We start from the raw sequence: 18,488 nt of genomic DNA, 5'->3' as shown, positions 1-18,488 counted from the left end.
CCTCCATCCTCACGCCGCGGGCGCCCTCACGCGCGGGACGCGGGCCGTCCGGGCGTATCCGCGGTGAAGCAGCGCGAGCCCCCTCGCCGGGGAGCCTGCGCCGGGGCGACGACCCCCGTCCCGAGGGGCTGCCGGGCGCCGCGCCACCCTACAAGGAGCCCTTGCGCGACAGATGGTTGAAGGCCAGCCAGCCCGGCAGCACCGGCAGCCACAGCGTCAGCAGGCGGAACATCAGCACCGCGGGCGCGGCCACCTCCTTGGGCAGCCCCACGGCGATCAGGCCGACGGTGAGGGTCGCCTCGACCGCGCCCACACCGCCCGGGGTCGGGGCGGCCGAGCCGAGCGCGTTGCCGGCGAGGAAGACCACGGCCACGCTCGCGATGCTGAGCGAGGTCGACTCGTCGCCGAACGCCCTGATGGAGGCGTCCAGGCACATCACGAAGCAGGCCGTCAGCAGCAGCATGCCGCCGATGCCGGTGACGAGCTTCTGCGGCCGCTGGAGCACGTCCAGCATGCGCGGCACCACACCCGCGAACAGCGAACGCACGCGCGTGACCACGAACTTCCGCAGGAACGGCACCGAGGTGACCACCAGGACGAGCACCGCGACCGTCAGCAGGCCGGCGATGACCGTCCGGGACGGCGACAGCGACGGCGTCTTCTCCGTGCCGGTCAGATAGCCGAACGACAGCAGCATCAGGATGTGGCAGCCGAGCCCGAACAGCTGGGACGCGCCCACGCTCGCCACCGCGAGCCCCGGGCGTACGCCGGCGCGCTGGAGGAAGCGCGTGTTGAGGGCGACACCGCCGACGGCGGCCGGCGCGACGATCTTCACGAACGACCCGGCGACCTGGGCGGCCACCGTCCGCACGAACGGCACCCGTTCCGGCACGAACCCCAGCAGCGCCATCGCCGCCGCGACGTAGCTGAGCGCCGAGAACAGCACCGCCGCCGCCAGCCAGCCCCACTGGGCGTGGGCGAACAGCGTGTTGAACTCGATGTGCGTCAGCTGCGTCAGCAGGTAGTACGCGCCGATGGCACCGGCGATGAAGCTGATCAGCGTCCGCGGCCGCACGCGTTCCAGGCGGGCCGGCTCGACCGGCGCCTGGGGCCGGATCCGCAGCACCTGGTGGCGGATCTGCGTCAGCAGGTCCTCTTCGCGAGCCTCCTCTATGGCCTCGTCGATGGCCCGCTTCTCCGCCCGCGCCTCGGCACGCTCGGCCTTCTTGTCCTGCTTCTCCTGTTTCTTGTCCGTCTTCTCCAGGACCACGCCCGTCGGTGCGCCGGCGCTCTGGGAGGCGTGCTCCAGGCGGGCCTGCTTGGCCTGCCTGGACGCCTCCAGGACCGCGTCGCGCTCCCGCTGCGCCCGCTCGCGGGCGAGCCTGCGCAGGGTGGCGCGGGTGGAGCGGGTCAGGGCGATCGGCTGCAGCATGGGCAGACAGTCGGCGACCGCGTCCGGGCCCAGGACGTCGACCGCCGAGGCGACCGCGCGCTCGGCGCCCACCCGCAGACCGAGCGTCGTCACCAGCTGGGCGACGTCCATGCGCAGCAGCAGGTCGCCCGCGGCGATCTCGCCGCCGCGCAGGTCGGTCAGGATCACCTTGCCGGAACGATCCACCACGATCGCGTCTCCCGCCAGCCTGCGGTGCGCGATGCGCCGGGACTGCAGCGCCCGCACCTGGTGCCAGGTGTGACGCAGCAGCTCGTCGGTGATCTCGTCGTCCGCCAGCGAGTCGAGCGTGCGCCCGCCGGTGTGCTCGTAGACGAGCATCACGGCGTCGGGGCCCAGCTCGGAGGTCGCGATCAGCTTGGGGGCGTTGGCGCCGGCGGCGATGGCGGCGTAGGCGAGCAGCGCCTCCTGCTCCAGGGCCTGGCGCAGCGACTGGAGGCTGCTGCGGGTGGCGAAACCGCGCAACGTGATGTTGCGCCACAGACGGTAGAAGAAGCCCTGTGCCTGCTGCTCGCGGTCGACGACCGTGACGTCCAGCGGCGGGCCGTCCTCCAGGGTGACGAAGTAGCGCCGGCCGCGGTCGCCGCTGTCGGCCGTCGTCTCCGCCCCCTCTTGGCGGGCCGCGCTCACCGGGCGGAAACCGACGGTCTGCAGCCCCGCCATCAGCGTCCGGCCGGTGGGGCGGACGTTCGGCGAGCCGACGGCGTACAGGGTGCCGTAGGCGATGGACCAGCCGATCAGCACCGTCAGGATGATCGAGAACGGTGTCGTGTACCCGGTGACCAGCATGGAGAAGGCGTCGAGCAGCAGCACGATCCACAGCACCGAACGCCAGCGCGGTCTGCGGGACATGCCCACGGCCGTCATGTACGCGATGACGGGGGCGAGGTAGCCGTGCACGGGGTCGGTCAGCGCGTGGAGGTTGCCGGGGGAGGGCTGGGTGAGGGCGTCCTGGATCGAACCCGGGGCTGCCTTGGCCACCCACAGGTCGGTGGCGAGGGTCACCCCGTGGGCGAGGACCGCGGAGAGGACGCCGTCGGCGATCCGCAGCCCGTCGCGTTTGATCAGCCGCTCGATGGCGAAGGCCACCGGCACCAGCAGGATCGCGATGCTGGACACCAGACCGGCGATCTTGATGAGCAGGTCGGGCGCCTGCCCCGTGCCCTTGTTGATGTCCTGTTCGAGACCGGACGTCGTGCCGTGTGCGAACGCGGCGATCGCGAGCAGGACGACGACGGCGAGCACACCCACCAGCAGCCGCATCAGGTCCGAGGGGCGGTGCACGCGCGCGGGGAGGAGCGGTTCGTCGCCCTCCAGTTCGTCGATGTGCGCCACGTCGGCGGTGTCGTCGGACTGCTTGCCCGCACCCTCGCCGGACTGCTTGCCCGCACCCTCGCCGGGCTGCTTGCCCGCGCCCTCCTGGGGCTGGTTGCCCGCGTCGTCGGCGGCCTGCTTGCCCGCCTCTTCGGCGGAGTGGTTCTTCACGCTGTCGCCGGGCTGCTCCTCCGCTGCGGCGGCGTCCTTGCCGGCGCCCCGGGAAGCCGCGGCGCCCCCGCCGTTCCCGTTGTTCCTGCGGTCTCCGTCGTTCCTGGCGTTCCTGGCGTTCCCGCTGTCCGTGCCGTCTCCGCCGTCCGGGGCCTCGGCGCGGCTGGTGTCCTTCGCGCGTCCCGTGTCAGCGGTGTCCGGGCGCGACGAGACCCCAGAGGTGCCCTCCGCGTCGTCGGGGTGCACACCCTGCTGCTTCATCGCCTCTTCTTGGTCTCGTATCACCGGTCACCGCCCGCATGATGGTGGCATGCCCCACCGACACACGGGGGCATCAGGGTGCATATGCGGGTCCGACAGTCTGCCCGATGCGCGGCCCGCGAGCGAGGCCCACGGTCCGTGACGGTCCCGCCGCACTGTCGGTGGCGTCGGGCAGGATGGGTGGGATGAGCGAAGTGAGCCTTCCGGACGGCTGCCCCGACCCTCCCGAGGCCCTGCCCGACTACGCGGAGCGGGTCCTGGAGGTCGCCGAGGGGATCCCGGCGGGCCGTGTCATGACGTACGGGGACGTCGCCGAGTGGCTGGAGCAGGGAGGGCCCCGCCAGGTGGGCCGCGTCATGGCGCTCTACGGGGGCGCCGTCCCCTGGTGGCGGGTCGTCCGCTCGGACGGTGTCCTGCTGCCGGGACACGAACTGAGAGCGCTCGCGCACTACCGGGACGAAGGCACGCCGCTGCGGGAGGCGGGCAGGGCGGCCGAGGGCCACCTGCCCCGGCTCGACATGAGGCGGGCCCGCTGGGACGGCGACGGCGGCGAACGTGCGCAGGGTCACACCTGACAGCTTCCGCCATCCGTCCCGCCCATGGGGAGCCCGGGACCCGGACGGGCGAATCCGGGCACGTCCGCGGCATGCCGTACGTTCGTGCGTCGAGGGGCACGCGTGACGGCAGCGTTCCCGGAGGCCTCCGTGCACACCGGGGCCTCCGTGCACACCGGGGCCCCCGTGCACACCGGGGCCGACGGGAGCGGCGGGGCCGGTGGGAGGAAGGGGAAGTCCTGCTTCCAGCACGGACACGGGCGTAGCGTCGTCCGGGCGTGTCCCCCTCACCCCGAGGCCACCGCCCGCCCCCGGCCGGCGGCCCGGCCCACCGGCCACGGCGCCCCGCGTCGGCCGCGACCCGACCCAGCACACCCACCAGGACCGGCGAACCACGTGAGCTCCTCTTCCTCCACCAGGCACCTGCCGCACCCCGAGGTGCGGCAGGGGAACCGTGGCGCTTACCGGCTGGTGCGCACCCCGCCGGCCCGACCGGATCCCCCTCGTCTGGACGCCGCCCAGCGTGCCGTGGTTGACCACGAGGCCGGCCCGCTGCTCGTCCTCGCGGGCCCGGGGACCGGCAAGACCACCACCCTCGTCGAGTCCGTCGCCGCCCGGATCGCCCGCGGGCAGGACCCCGAGCGGATCCTGGTGCTGACGTTCAGCCGCAAGGCGGCCATGGAACTGCGCGAGCGCATGGCGCAGCGCACCGGAGCGGCCCGCGCGCCCCGCGCGACCACCTTCCACTCCTTCTGCTACGCCCTGGTCCGCGCCCACCAGGACAGTGGCCTGTTCGTGGAGCCGCTGCGGCTGCTGTCCGGACCCGAGCAGGACGTGACCGTCCGCGACCTCCTGGCGGGCCAGGTCGACCTGGAACGACTGGGTCTGGCACACGTGCGCTGGCCCGACGAGCTGCGCGCCTGCCTGACCACCCGCGGGTTCGCCGACGAGGTCCGTGCCGTCCTCGCCCGCAGCCGGGAGCTGGGGCTCGGCCCCGGCGCCCTGGCGGCGTTCGCGCGCCGCATCGGCCGGCCCGACTGGCAGGCCGCCGCCGCCTTCCTCGCCGAGTACCTCGACGTCCTCGACCTCCAGGGCGTCCTCGACTACGCCGAACTCGTCCACCGCGCGGTACTCCTCGCCGGCCGCCCCGAGGTCGCCCGGCGGCTCGCCGCGCAGTACGACGTCGTCTACGTCGACGAGTACCAGGACACCGACCCGGCGCAGGTGCGGCTGCTGCGGGCGATGGCGGGAGGCGGCCGGACCCTGCTCGCCTTCGGCGACCCCGACCAGTCGATCTACGCGTTCCGGGGCGCGGACGTCAACGGCATCCTGGAGTTCCCGCAGACCTTCCCGCGCGCGGACGGCCGCCCCGCTCCCGTCGCGGTGCTGCGCACCTCCCGCCGCTCGGGCGGCGCGCTGCTGGCCGCGACCCGCCTGCTCACCCGGCGCATGCCCCTCACCCGGCTCCCGGCCGAGAAGGTCCGCGCCCACCGGGAGCTGGTCCCGGTCGAGGACGGTGGGCGCGTCGAGGTCCACACGTACCCGACGGCGGGCACCGAGGTGGACAACATCGCCGACATCCTGCGCCGCGCCCACCTGGAGGACGGTGTCCCCTGGGGTGGGATGGCCGTGCTGGTGCGCGCGGGCGCCCGCACCATACCGACCCTGCGGCGTGCCCTGACGGCCGCCGGTGTCCCCCTGGACGTCGACGGCGACGACCTGCCCCTGCGCCACGAACCGGCGGTCACGCCGCTGCTGACGGCGTTGCGCGCCGTGGCGACGGCCGAAGCGGTCCCCCGCCTCGCGGCGGAGGCGGCGGAGGCGGTGGAGGCCGCCACGGCCCCGGCGCCCGCCGTGCCACCCGCCGTCACCGGCGAGCGGGCCGGCCGTTCCGACGACGAGCAGACCGACCGCCCCGAGGCGCGGACGGATCGTCCCCATGCGCAGACCGATCGCCCAGAGGCGCGGGCGGCCCTGGCAACCGCCCCGCAGACCGTCCCGGATGCCGGTCCGGAGACCGTCCCGGAGGGCGATCCGGTTGCCGGTCCGGAGACCGCCCCGCAGGGCGATCCGGATGCTGATGCCGGCCCGGAGACCGCCCCCCGGGCCGACCCCTGCTGGCTGGACACCGAGACCGCCCTGACCCTCCTCGCCTCGCCGCTCGCCGGTATGGACACCGCCGACCTGCGCCGCCTCGGCCGCGCGCTGCGCGAGGAGGAGCGAACCGCCGGCAACCTCCTGCCCCCGCCCTCGGACCAACTGCTCGCCCGGGCCCTCGCCGAACCGGAACGCCTGGTGACACACGACCCCACGTACGCGCGCGGGGCCCAGCGGCTCGGCGCGCTGCTGAAGAAGGCCAGGGAACGCCTGGCGGGCGGCGGCACCGCCGAGGAGGCCCTGTGGGACCTGTGGGAGGGCACGCCCTGGCCCGCGCGCCTGGAGCGGGCCACCCGGCGCGGCGGGGCGGCGGGCCGCAACGCCGACCGGGACCTGGACGCCGTGTGCGCGCTGTTCGCGACCGCCGCGCGCGCGGAGGAGCGCACCGGCGGCCGCGGAGCCCTGAACTTCCTGGAGGAGATCGACGCCCAGGACATCGCCGCCGACACCCTCACGCGGCGTGCCGTGCGTCCCGACGCCGTACGTCTGATGACGGCGCACCGTTCCAAGGGCCTGCAGTGGCGCCTGGTCGTCGTCGCGGGCGTCCAGGAAGGGCTCTGGCCCGACCTGCGGCGCCGCGGCTCCCTGCTGGAGGCCGACCGCATCGGCCGCGACGGCCTCGCCGAACCGCTCACCCCCGGCGCCCTGCTGGCCGAGGAGCGCAGGCTCTTCTACGTGGCCGCCACGCGCGCGCGTGAACGCCTGGTCGTGACCGCGGTGAAGGCGCCCGCGGACGACGGCGACCAGCCCTCGCGCTTCCTGACCGAACTCGGCGTCGAACCCAAGGACGTCACCGGGCGTCCCCGCCGCCCGCTGTCCGTGGCGGCCCTGGTCGCCGAGTTGCGCGCCACGACCGTGGACCCGCGCGTCTCCGACGTCCTGCGGGAGGCCGCGGCGCGCCGCCTGGCCAGGCTCGCCGCCCTCGCCGACGAGGAGGGCCGCCCGCTGGTCCCCTCGGCCCACCCCTACCGCTGGTGGGGCATGGCCGAGCCGACCGAGAGCAAGGTGCCGCTGCGCGACCGCGACCAGCCCGTCGTGCTCTCCGGAAGCGCCCTCGACCAGCTCGCCCACACCTGCGCCCTGCAGTGGTTCCTGGGCCGCGAGGTGAAGGCCGACACGCCGGCGAGCGCCGCCCAGGGCTTCGGCAACGTGGTGCACGTCCTCGCCGACGAGGTCGCCTCCGGCCGCAGCCCCGCCGACCTCGCCGTCCTCATGGAGCGCCTGGAGACCGTCTGGAACGCCCTCGCCTTCGACGCGCCGTGGAAGTCGCGGCAGGAACGGGAGAACGCGCGCGTCGCGCTCGAACGCTTCCTGAAGTGGCACGTCCTGGACCGCGCAGGCCGGACGCCGGTGGCCAGCGAGCACGGCTTCGACGTGACGCTGAGCGCCGGCGGACACCAGGTGCGCATCCGGGGCTCCATGGACCGGGTGGAGACCGACGGCGAGGGCCGCGCCTACGTCGTCGACTTCAAGACCGGCAAGCAGGCGCCCACCGGCGCCGAGGTGGCCCGCCACCCCCAGCTCGCCGTCTACCAGCTCGCCGTCCGCGAGGGCGCGGTCGACGACGCCTTCGACGGCACCCGCCCCGAACCGGGCGGCGCCGAACTGGTGCAGCTGCGCCAGGGCGCGGCCAAGCGGGACGGCGGGGAGAGCCTGCCGAAGGTGCAGGCCCAGGAACCGCTGGAGGGCGAGTGGGTCGGTGAGCTGCTGGCGACCGCCGCCGGGAAGGTCCTGGACGAGCGGTTCACGCCGACGGCCGGGCAGCACTGCGCGCACTGCGCCTTCCGTGCCTCCTGCAGCGCCCGCCCGGAGGGACGCCAGGTCGTCGAATGACCCGCGTGACATATGGCACCACCGGGTCTGACCTGCGCCCCTGTGGCCCCGAGAGGTGAGGCGGGCACCGGTTGTCAGTGCCCGCCGCTAGCCTTTTCGACGTGCCCGCCCGTATCACCGATCCCGAGCAGCTCAAGGAGCTCCTCGGGATCCCGTTCACCCCGGAGCAGACGGCCTGCATCATCGCGCCGCCCGCCCCGCAGGTCATCGTGGCCGGAGCCGGTTCGGGGAAGACCACCGTGATGGCGGCCCGCGTGGTGTGGCTGGTGGGCACCGGCCAGGTCGCCCCCGAGCAGGTCCTCGGCCTGACCTTCACCAACAAGGCCGCCGGCGAGCTGGCGGAGCGCGTCCGCACGGCCCTGGTCAGGGCAGGTGTCACCGATCCCGACGCCCAGCCGTCTCCCGGCCGCCACCCCTCCACGGCCGCGCCGCCCGCAGGCCCCGCCTGGCCGGACCCGGACAACCCGCCGGGCGAGCCGGTGATCTCCACCTACCACGCCTTCGCGGGCCGCCTCCTGACCGACCACGGCCTGCGCATCGGCCTGGAGCCCACCACCCGCCTGCTCGCCGACGCCACGCGCTACCAGCTCGCCGCGCGCGTGCTGCGTGAGGCCCCCGGCCCCTACCCGGCCCTGACCCGCTCCTTCCCCGACCTGGTCAGCGACCTCCTCGCCCTCGACGCCGAACTCTCCGAGCACCTCGTGCACCCCGACGCCCTGCGCGCGTGGGACGCCGGACTGCTGCACACCCTCCAGGACACCAAGCTCACCAACGCCGACCTGCGCAAGGTCCCCGAGACGGCCGCCGCCCGCCGGGACCTGGCCGAGCTGGTGCTGCGCTACCGGGCCGCCAAACGCGAGCGCGACCTGCTGGACTTCGGTGACCAGATCGCGCTCGCCGCCCAGCTCGCCCGCCTCCCGGAGGTCGGCCGGGTGCTGCGCGACACGTTCCGGGTGGTCCTCCTGGACGAGTACCAGGACACCTCGGTGGCCCAGCGCCTCCTGCTGGCCGGCCTCTTCGGCGACGGCACGGGACACCCCGTCACCGCCGTCGGCGACCCCTGCCAGGCGATCTACGGCTGGCGCGGGGCCTCCGTCGCCAACCTCGACGACTTCCCCGAGCACTTCGCCCACGCCGACGGCCGGCCCGCGACCCGGCAGGCCCTCAGCGAGAACCGGCGCAGCGGCGGCCGGCTCCTCGACCTCGCCAACGGCCTCGCCGAGCCCCTGCGGGCCATGCACGCGGGCGTTAAGGCCCTGCGCCCGGCCCCCGGCGCCGAACGCGACGGCCTGGTGCGCTGCGCGCTGCTGCGCACCCACGCCGAGGAGATCGGGTGGCTGGCCGACTCGATCACCCATCTCGTACGGACCGGCAAGGCGCCCGGCGAGATCGCCGTGCTGTGCCGCACGGCGGCCGACTTCGCCGAGATCCAGGGCGCCCTGGTCGCCCGTGACGTCCCGGTCGAGGTGGTCGGCCTGTCCGGGCTGCTGCACCTGCCCGAGGTCGCTGACCTCGTCGCCGTGTGCGAGGTCCTGCAGGACCCCGGAGCCAACGCGTCCCTGGTACGGCTGCTGACGGGCCCGCGCTGGCGGATCGGCCCGCGCGACCTCGCCCTCCTCGGACGCCGGGCGCGGCTCCTGGTCGCGCACGCGCGCGTGGACGCCGCCGACGACCCGGACCGACGGCTCGCCGAGGCGGTCGAGGGCGTCGACCCGGCCGAGGTGATCTCCCTGGCCGACGCGCTCGACACGTTCCTGGAGACGCCCCTGGACGGCCAGGGCGACGACGGGCTGCCGTTCTCGGCGGACGCGCGCGTGCGCTTCGCCCGGCTCGCCGCCGAACTGCGCGACCTGCGCCGCTCGCTGTCCGACCCGCTGATGGACGTACTGCACCGGGTGCTCGCCGTCACCGGCCTGGAGGTGGAGCTGTCGGCGTCGCCGCACGCGCTGGCCGCCCGCCGCCGCGAGACCCTGTCGAACTTCCTGGACGTCGCCGCCTCCTTCGCCGCCCACGAGAGCGAGGCGTCGCTGCTGGCCTTCCTCGGTTTCCTGCGCACCGCCGCCCAGTACGAGAAGGGCCTCGACAACGCGCTGCCCGGCGGCGAGAACACGGTCAAGGTGCTCACCGCGCACCGCTCCAAGGGCCTGGAGTGGGACGTCGTCGCCGTCCCCGGCCTGGTCACCGGCGCCTTCCCCAGCGGCCAGGGCCGCGAGAAGTGGACCAGCCAGGGCAAGGTCCTGCCGCACGCCCTGCGCGGCGACGCCGACACCCTGCCCGACGTCGGCAGCTGGGACGCACGCGGCGTGAAGGCCTTCCACGAGGCCATGAAGGACCACCAGCACACCGAGGAACTGCGCCTCGGCTACGTCACCTTCACCCGCCCGCGCTCCCTGCTGCTCGGCTCCGGCCACTGGTGGGGTCCGAGCCAGAAGAAGCCGCGCGGCCCCTCCGACTTCCTGCTGGCCCTGCACGACCACTGCGCCGCCGGGTACGGTGAGATAGAGGCCTGGGCCGAGCAGCCCGGGGAGGACGAGGAGAACCCGGCCCTGCACCGGGCCGCCGCCGACCAGGTCTGGCCCCTGCCGCTGGACGAGACCGCCCTGGCCCGCCGGCGCGCCGCCGCCGCGGCCGTTCAGGCCCACCTCGACGACCTGGCCGCCCGCGCGGACGCCCCGGGCCTCCCGCCGGCCGCGCACGCCCCGGACTCCCACGACGACCCCGACTGGCCCCCGCCCCCGGAGGAGGACGCACCGCCTTTCGACGACGCCCCCTTCGACGACGGCATCCCCGTCGAGGACGATCCCGGCGACTGGGACTCCTGGAGTGCGGACCGCCCCGCCCCCGCGATCCCGCACCAGGCGACGTCCACGGACGGGCACGGGCCCGGGCACGGCGACAGGCACACCGCCGAGGCCCGCCGAATGCCCGGACCGGCACCCGACCCCGATCGCCTCACCCCGGAGGAGGCCCGCACCGTCGCCTCCTGGGACCGCGACCTCGACGCGCTCGCGGGAGAGCTCCGCCGCGCCCGGCAGAGCGTCGTCGACGTCCCCCTGCCGACGGCACTGACCGCCTCCCAGCTGATGCGTCTGGCGGCCGACCCGGACGGGTTCGCGCGGGAACTCGCGCGCCCCATGCCGCTCCCTCCGCAACCCGCGGCACGCCGTGGCACCCGCTTCCACGCGTGGATCGAGAGCCGCTTCGAAGCCCTCACCCTGCCCATGCTGGAGCCCGAGGAACTGCCCGGGTCGGACGCCGAGATCTTCGACGAGCGCGACCTGGAAGCGCTCAAGGAAGCCTTCGAACGCACGGCCTACGCCCGCCGCACCCCCCACCGCGTCGAGGCGCCCTTCCAGCTGGAGATCGCCGGCCGGGTCGTCCGCGGCCGGATCGACGCCGTCTACAAGGAGGGCGACGGCCAGGAGGTGACGTACGAGATCGTCGACTGGAAGACGAGCCGCTCGCACGCGGCGGACCCGCTCCAGCTCGCCGTCTACCGGCTGGCCTGGGCCGAGCGGCACGGACTGCCCCTGGAGCGGGTCCGGGCCGCGTTCGTGTACGTCCGCACCGGAGAGGTCGTACGCCCGGACCCGCTGCCGGACCGGGCCGCCCTGGAACGGCTCCTGCTGGACGACCCGGCGGCCGAGGCGCACGAGGAACCGCGGCCCCGGCCCGGACCGCAGTGTGACGAACCGCCCGAACCGGATGTCACCGCGGGCCGATAGGCTCGGGAGCATGAGCCAGACCCCGGACAGCGCCGTCCGCACGTACATCGAGCAGCACCGCGCCGCCTTCCTCGACGACCTCGCCGAGTGGCTGCGCATCCCCTCCGTGTCGGCGCAGCCCGACCACGCGCCCGACGTACGGCGCAGCGCCGACTGGCTCGCGGCCAAGCTCGAGGACACCGGTTTCACCACCGCGGAGGTCTGGCAGACCCCGGGCGCCCCGGCCGTCTACGCCGAGTGGCCCTCGGACGACCCTCAAGCCCCCACCGTCCTGGTCTACGGCCACCACGACGTGCAGCCCGCCGCCCGCGAGGACGGCTGGGACAGCGAGCCCTTCGAACCGGTCGTCCGCGGCAACCGCCTCCACGCGCGCGGGGCGGCCGACGACAAGGGCCAGGTGTTCTTCCACACACTCGGCGTCCGCGCCCACCTCGCGGCCACCGGGCGCACCACCCCGGCCGTCCACCTCAAGCTGCTGATCGAGGGCGAGGAGGAGTCCGGCTCCCCGCACTTCCGGGCGCTGGTCGAGAGCCGCGCCGACCGGCTCGCCGCCGACGCGGTGATCGTGTCCGACACGGGCATGTGGTCCGAGGACACCCCCACGGTGTGCACCGGCATGCGCGGCCTCGCCGAGTGCGAGATCCGGCTGTACGGCCCGGACCAGGACATCCACTCCGGTTCCTTCGGCGGCGCCGTACCCAACCCGGCGACCGCCGCCGCCCGCCTCGTCGCCGCGCTGCACGACGAGCACGCGCGCGTGGCCGTGCCCGGCTTCTACGACGGCATCGTGGAGCTGACCGACCGCGAGCGCGACCTCTTCGCCGAGCTGCCCTTCGACGAGGCGCGGTGGCTGCGCACCGCCAAGTCGTACGCCACCCACGGCGAGGCCGGGCACACCACCCTGGAGCGCATCTGGGCCCGCCCCACCGCCGAGGTCAACGGCATCGGGGGTGGCTACCAGGGCCCCGGCAGCAAGACGATCATCCCCTCCACGGCGATGGTGAAGCTGTCGTTCCGCCTGGTGGCGGGCCAGGACCCCGACCACGTCGAGAAGGCCGTCCGCGCCTGGATCGACGAGCAGGTGCCCGAGGGGATCCGTCACGAGACGGTGTTCGGCGCGGCCACCCGCCCCTGCCTGACCCCGCTGGACCATCCCGCTCTGCAGTCCGTCGCCCGGGCCATGGGCCGTGCCTTCGGCACGCCCGTCCGCTTCACCCGGGAGGGCGGCTCCGGACCGGCCGCCGACCTCCAGGAGGTGCTCGGCGCTCCCGTGCTCTTCCTGGGCATCTCCGTCCCCTCCGACGGCTGGCACGCGCCGAACGAGAAGGTCGAGCTGGACCTCCTGCTCAAGGGCGTCGAGACGACCGCCTATCTGTGGGGCGATCTCGCCGAGCACTGGCGCGATGCGCCCTGACCTGCTGCCCCCGTCCGGGGACGCTGCCCGCGAGGGGCACACTGGAAGGGCCGTCCGCACCCTTGACGCCCCACCGGACCCGGTCCCCGCCTGCCGTACGTCCCGCTGAACCGCCGCCGAATCAACCGTTGCACCGGGGGAGTTGGAAGCACCCGTGACCACCTGGACCGACCACACCGCAGACCGCCCCGTCTCGCTCACCGCGCCCAGCGGCATCGACCGGGCCGCCCACCACCGGCTCGACGAGGCCTGGCTCGCCGCGGCATGGAGCCACCCCACGACCCGCTGCTTCGTGGTCTCCGGCGGTCAGGCGCTCGTCGACGAGACACCCGACGGCCGCACCGAGCTCGTCATGACCCCGTCCTTCGAGGCCCCGCTCACCGAGGCGCACCGCTACTTCCTCGGCACCGACGAGGACGGCGTCAGCTACTTCGCGCTGCAGAAGGACTCACTGCCCGGCCGGATGGACCAGTCCGCGCGCCCGGCGGGACTGCGCGAGGCGGGCCTGCTGCTGTCGCCGCGCGACGCGGGCCTGCTGGTGCACGCGGTGGCCCTGGAGAACTGGCAGCGGCTGCACCGCTTCTGCTCGCGCTGCGGGGAGCGCACCGTGATCGCCGCGGCCGGCCACATCCGCCGCTGCCCCGCCTGCGGCGCCGAGCACTACCCGCGCACCGACCCCGCGGTGATCATGGCGGTCACCGACGACGAGGACCGCATCCTGCTCGGCCGCCAGGTGCACTGGCCCGAGGGCCGCTTCTCCACGCTCGCCGGCTTCGTGGAGCCCGGCGAGTCCATCGAGCAGTCGGTGCGCCGCGAGGTCCACGAGGAGGTCGGCATCGCCGTCGGCCAGGTCGAGTACGTCGCCAGCCAGCCCTGGCCGTTCCCGTCCAGCCTCATGCTGGGCTTCATGGCCCACGCCACCTCCATCGAGATCGACGTCGACGGCGACGAGATCCACGAGGCCCGCTGGTTCTCCCGCGAGGAACTGCGCAAGGCCTTCGAGTCCGGCGATGTCCTCCCGCCCTACGGCATCTCGATCGCGGCCCGCCTCATCGAACTCTGGTACGGCCAGCCCCTGCCGACGAGGACCTTCGTCTGACGCCGCCGGCGCCCGCACCGGGCACGCGCTGAGCCCCCGGGCACAGGAAGGCGGCCCCCCGACTGATCCGGGGGGCCGCCTTCCCGCGCGTACGGACTGACGCGTACAACGCGTACGGACTGACGCGTACGAACTGAGCGGACTCAGACGCCGATCTTCTGCTTGACCTGCGCCAGCGACGGGTTCGTGAGCGTCGACCCGTCCTCGAAGAGCACGGTCGGCACCGTCTGGTTGCCCCCGTTCGCCTTCTCGACGAAGGCCGCGGACTCCGGGTCCTGCTCGATGTTGATCTCCTTGTACGCGATGCCCTCACGGTCCATCTGGCTCTTCAGCCGACGGCAGTAGCCGCACCACGTGGTGCTGTACATCGTCACAGTGCCCGGCATGTCTCTCGCGCTCCTTCGGCGGGTCGGGGACGTCTTGGTCGCAGTCGATGAACGTACGTCACCGGCTCCGGCATTCCCGCGGGGGGTATCGGCGCCCCGTGCGAGCGCGTGACCCCGGTCGCACTAGTACGACCGCGAGGGCCCGCCTGTGGACAACCGGCTCACCCGTCTCCGCCGACCTGGCAGCATGGCTGTGTGACAGCAGCAACGCACTCCACCCTCTTCCCGCAGGTACCGGACTCTGCCGACGCGGTGCTCGAAGGGCTCGACCCCGAGCAGCGCGAGGTCGCCACCGCGCTGCACGGTCCGGTGTGCGTGCTGGCGGGAGCCGGCACGGGCAAGACCCGCGCCATCACCCACCGGATCGCCTACGGCGTCCGAGCCGGCATCCTCCAGCCCTCCAGCGTGCTCGCCGTCACCTTCACCAACCGCGCCGCGGGGGAGATGCGCGGCCGGCTGCGCCAGCTCGGCGCGCAGGGCGTCCAGGCCCGCACCTTCCACTCCGCCGCGCTGCGCCAGCTGCAGTACTTCTGGCCGAAAGCCGTCGGCGGAGGCATGCCACGGCTGGTGGACCGCAAGATCCAGCTCGTGGCGGACGCGGCCGCCGCCTGCCGCATCCGCCTGGACCGGGGCGAGCTGCGGGACATCACGGCGGAGATCGAGTGGTCCAAGGTCACCCAGACCGTTCCGGCCGACTACGCCCTCGCAGCCGCGAAGGCCGGGCGCGAGACACCCCGGGACCCGGCCGAGGTCGCCCACCTGTACTCGGTCTACGAAGACCTCAAGCGGGACCGCTCGGTCATCGACTTCGAGGACGTCCTGCTGCTGACCGTCGCCATCCTGCAGGACCGGCGTGACGTCGCCGAACAGGTCCGCGCCCAGTACCAGCACTTCGTGGTGGACGAGTACCAGGACGTCAGCCCGCTGCAGCAGCGCCTGCTGGAACTGTGGCTCGGAGAGCGCGACAGCCTGTGCGTCGTCGGGGACGCCAGCCAGACCATTTATTCGTTCACGGGAGCAACCCCGGACCACCTCCTCGACTTCCGTGCCCGCCACCCCGGCGCCACCGTCGTCAAACTGGTCCGCGACTACCGCTCCACCCCCCAGGTCGTCCGCCTCGCCAACGGACTGCTCGCCCAGGCACGCGGCCGCGCCGCCGACCACCGGCTGGAACTGGTCTCGCAGCGCCCCACAGGACCGGAACCCGACTACACGGAGTACGCGGACGAACCCGCCGAGGCCGAGGGCGCCGCCCACCGCATCCACGACCTGATCGCCTCGGGCGTCCCGGCGAGCGAGATCGCCGTCCTGTTCCGGACGAACGCCCAGTCGGAGACCTACGAGCAGGCCCTCGCGGACGCGGGGGTGCCGTACCAGCTGCGCGGGGCCGAGCGCTTCTTCGACCGCCCCGAGGTGCGCAAGGCGGTCGTCTCCCTGCGCGCCGCCGCCCGCTTCGGCGGCAACGACTCCCTGCTCGACGACGCCGTCGACCTGCCTTCCCAGGTGCGTGCCGTGCTGTCGGGCGAGGGCTGGACGCCGCAGCCCCCGGCCGGCTCGGGCGCCACCAGGGAGAGCTGGGAGTCGCTGGCCGCGCTGGTGAACCTCGCGCGGGACTTCGCCGCCGCCAGAGCGGGCGCCGGCCTCGGCGACCTCATGGCCGAACTCGACGAGCGGGCGAACGCCCAGCACGCCCCCACCGTCCAGGGAGTCACCCTCGCCTCCCTGCACTCGGCCAAGGGCCTGGAATGGGACGTCGTCTTCCTGGTCGGCGTCGGCGAGGGCATGATCCCCATCACCTACGCCAGGACGGACGAACAGATCGAGGAGGAGCGCCGCCTGCTCTACGTCGGCGTCACCCGCGCCCGCGAGCGGCTGCACATCTCCTGGTCGCTGACCCGCACACCAGGCGGTCGCCCCAACCGCCGCCCCAGCCGCTTCCTGGACGGACTGCGCCCCGGCACCGCCGCCCTAACCGGTCACGGCGGCCGGGGCGGCGCCGGAGGGATCGAGCGGGGGACCGGGCCGGGCGCGCGAGCGGCGGTTCGGGGCCCGGAGGCCACGCCCCGGCGTACCCAGCGCGTTCCGGCCCGGTGCCGGGTCTGCGGCCGCACCCTCACCGACGCCGGCGAGATGAAACTGATGCGCTGCGACGACTGCCCGTCCGACATGGACGAGGGCCTGTACGAGCGGCTGCGGGAGTGGCGCGAGGAGCAGGCGCGGCTCAGCGGGCAGCCCGCCTTCTGCGTCTTCACCGACAGGACCCTGATGGCGATCGCCGAAGCCGCTCCGGACGACGCTCGCGAGCTGGCGCGCATCCCCGGCGTCGGGACGCGCAAGCTGCGCCGCCACGGAGCCGACGTTCTCGCCATCTGCGCAGGTCAGGAGTGTGCGGGCCAACAGATCGACGACTGATGCCAACTCGTCGCAAAAATAGTTTGCGCATGCCCGGGGAATCCCCATAGGTTCTTGGTCACGGGAACAGCGGCCTTCCTGAGGCCCTGATTCCGTGTTGTACTTGCATATCCGTACGGACTGGCTCACCCCAGTCCCCAGACGCCGAGAGGAGGCGAGTCCAGTGATCAGCATCAAGAGCAGCTTCTTCAGCACCGCCAAAATGACCGATCGCTCGGTCGTCTCCCTGTGCATGCTCGGCGTCTCGGACCAGGGCACCGGTATGTCCGGCATTCACGCCGTGCGTCCGGAGTCCGTCCTGTCCCTCGCGGGTGCTTCTGTCCGCGAGCGCAATGAGCGACCGACCGAGGCACTGGAAGCAGTAGCGGCACAGGCGCGGGCCTATGCCTTTACGGCGGCTGGTGCCGGTATTCGGAAGCAGACGACGCAGCACCACCTGATGTGGGCCTTCCGTGGGCCAGAACCCTGGAGTGATCCAGCCTGATCGACGATCAGGCCGGCGCCTTCAGGGCCGCGGAACCCCACCCGGGATCCGCGGCCCTTCTGTTTTCCCCGAACGGGGAGGACGGACCGAAGGGGCCTCGGGACAAGAAAAGAACCCGGTACCCAGCCGACACCCGGCCGACCCGGCCGGACCGACCAGACGAGGAAGACCAACCGTGCAACTCGAAGCGCACGCCCCGTCCGTACCGCCTTCCGACACGATCCCCAAGCCCGGTCTCACGGAGGACCCCACCTTGATCCCGCTCACTGCGCTCACCGCGCTCGACGACGCCATCGAGAACCTCGGTGTGCCCGTCCCGTGCCGTTCCTACGACCCGGAGGTCTTCTTCGCCGAGTCGCCGGCGGACGTGGAGTACGCCAAGTCCCTGTGCCGCACCTGCCCGCTGATCGAGGCCTGCCTCGCCGGCGCCAAGGAGCGGCGCGAGCCCTGGGGCGTCTGGGGTGGCGAGCTGTTCGTCCAGGGCGTTGTCGTCGCCCGGAAGCGGCCCCGTGGCCGCCCGCGCAAGAACCCGGTTGCGGCATGAACATCGCAGGAACCATCGATCGCCCCCTCACGCACGACCCCCAGAAGCAGGCCCCGATGAAGCCGTCCACCCCCAGCGAGCCCGCAGGCTCCGCCACCGAAGACGTCACCACCACCGGCGCGAACGACTCGCGACAGAACAGGACCCGAGAGATGCAACTCATCCCAGAAGCCATGGCTCGTGCGCATATGCAGGAGCGGCTGCAGGAGGTGGAGCGGGAACGCCATGCCGTGCGCCTGGTGACCGCCCGCCGCATGCAGCGCCGCGCCGAGCGCGCCTCACGGCGCGCCCGCCGCGCGCTCGCCATGGCGGTCATGCAGTAACCGCCCCACCGCTCAGCGGTGGCCTCCCGGCCGGGAGGCAGACTCTGCGCCCGCGGGGGCCGGTTCCGTGCGAACGGACCGGCCCCCGCGCCGCGTTGCGTCCACCGGCCTCCGGCGCGGAGGTATCGTCACCGCGTGACGCGTCCTTACGGAGACCCCGACCCCGAAGACGCCGACCACGGCGACGCCGACGAGCGGCCCCGGCCCGTGAGCTGCGCCCGCTGTGGCACCTCGGCCCAGGAGCCGCCCCCGACCTGGGCCTGCTCCGTGGAGAACGGAGTCCGCCGCTACTTCTGCGACGCCTGCTCCCGCGAGCACCTGCGGTCGATCGAGGGGCGGCTCGACTCCGCCTGGTGGTGAC

At 73.7% G+C, this 18,488-nt stretch carries 12 protein-coding genes; 10 read left to right on the top strand and 2 right to left on the bottom strand.

Annotated features, from left to right (window positions below):
* Positions 1-148: 148 nt before the first annotated feature.
* Positions 149-3,196 (bottom strand): lysylphosphatidylglycerol synthase domain-containing protein, encoded by a 3,048-nt coding sequence (locus ACFC02_RS14735; protein WP_376356480.1) that lies wholly within the window; start codon positions 3,194-3,196, stop codon positions 149-151.
* A 185-nt stretch (positions 3,197-3,381) separates the two neighbouring features.
* On the opposite strand from ACFC02_RS14735, the gene ACFC02_RS14730 reads away from it, so the two are divergent.
* From ACFC02_RS14730 to nudC, 5 genes are all read left to right on the top strand, one after another.
* Positions 3,382-3,771 carry an MGMT family protein gene (locus ACFC02_RS14730; protein WP_376356478.1) on the top strand — a complete coding sequence of 130 codons (390 nt, stop codon included), beginning with the start codon at positions 3,382-3,384 and terminating at the stop codon, positions 3,769-3,771.
* A 375-nt stretch (positions 3,772-4,146) separates the two neighbouring features.
* On the top strand, positions 4,147-7,740 hold the full coding sequence (locus ACFC02_RS14725; RefSeq protein WP_376356476.1) for an ATP-dependent helicase: 3,594 nt from the start codon (positions 4,147-4,149) through the stop codon (positions 7,738-7,740).
* A gap of 101 nt (positions 7,741-7,841) precedes the next feature.
* Complete coding sequence (locus tag ACFC02_RS14720) at positions 7,842-11,465, top strand: ATP-dependent helicase (protein WP_376356474.1); 3,624 nt, start codon at positions 7,842-7,844, stop codon at positions 11,463-11,465.
* A gap of 10 nt (positions 11,466-11,475) precedes the next feature.
* Positions 11,476-12,879 (top strand): dipeptidase, encoded by a 1,404-nt coding sequence (locus ACFC02_RS14715; protein WP_376356472.1) that lies wholly within the window; start codon positions 11,476-11,478, stop codon positions 12,877-12,879.
* A 154-nt stretch (positions 12,880-13,033) separates the two neighbouring features.
* A complete protein-coding gene (gene nudC, locus ACFC02_RS14710) occupies positions 13,034-13,978 on the top strand; it encodes an NAD(+) diphosphatase (protein WP_360969541.1) in 945 nt (314 codons plus the stop codon).
* Positions 13,979-14,121: 143 nt separating this feature from the next.
* Here the strand turns inward: nudC and ACFC02_RS14705 are convergent, their stop codons facing one another.
* Positions 14,122-14,364 carry a mycoredoxin gene (locus tag ACFC02_RS14705; protein WP_360969539.1) on the bottom strand — a complete coding sequence of 81 codons (243 nt, stop codon included), beginning with the start codon at positions 14,362-14,364 and terminating at the stop codon, positions 14,122-14,124.
* A 108-nt stretch (positions 14,365-14,472) separates the two neighbouring features.
* Between ACFC02_RS14705 and ACFC02_RS14700 the strand changes: the two genes are divergently transcribed.
* The 5 genes from ACFC02_RS14700 to ACFC02_RS14680 all read left to right on the top strand — a co-directional run bounded on the left by ACFC02_RS14700 (position 14,473) and on the right by ACFC02_RS14680 (position 18,487).
* Complete coding sequence (locus tag ACFC02_RS14700; protein ID WP_376356469.1) at positions 14,473-16,776, top strand: ATP-dependent DNA helicase UvrD2; 2,304 nt, start codon at positions 14,473-14,475, stop codon at positions 16,774-16,776.
* A gap of 163 nt (positions 16,777-16,939) precedes the next feature.
* Entirely contained in the window at positions 16,940-17,260 is a 321-nt protein-coding gene (locus ACFC02_RS14695; RefSeq protein WP_376356467.1) for a hypothetical protein, read from the top strand.
* Between the two features lie 175 nt (positions 17,261-17,435).
* The gene (locus tag ACFC02_RS14690; protein ID WP_361377464.1) at positions 17,436-17,804 is read left to right on the top strand and encodes a WhiB family transcriptional regulator; all 369 of its coding nucleotides are present in this window, start codon (positions 17,436-17,438) and stop codon (positions 17,802-17,804) included.
* On the top strand, positions 17,801-18,127 hold the full coding sequence (locus tag ACFC02_RS14685; RefSeq protein ID WP_360969534.1) for a hypothetical protein: 327 nt from the start codon (positions 17,801-17,803) through the stop codon (positions 18,125-18,127). The genes ACFC02_RS14690 and ACFC02_RS14685 overlap by 4 nt, the downstream gene beginning before the upstream one ends.
* 135 nt (positions 18,128-18,262) lie before the next feature.
* A complete protein-coding gene (locus ACFC02_RS14680) occupies positions 18,263-18,487 on the top strand; it encodes a hypothetical protein (protein ID WP_376356465.1) in 225 nt (74 codons plus the stop codon).
* Position 18,488 lies beyond the last annotated feature (1 nt).

The sequence above is a fragment of the Streptomyces sp. NPDC056160 genome (genome assembly GCF_042268205.1).
Taxonomy (GTDB): Bacteria; Actinomycetota; Actinomycetes; order Streptomycetales; family Streptomycetaceae; genus Streptomyces.
Note: the sequence above shows the minus strand (reverse complement) of the source record. Positions and strands in the feature narration are given on the sequence as shown.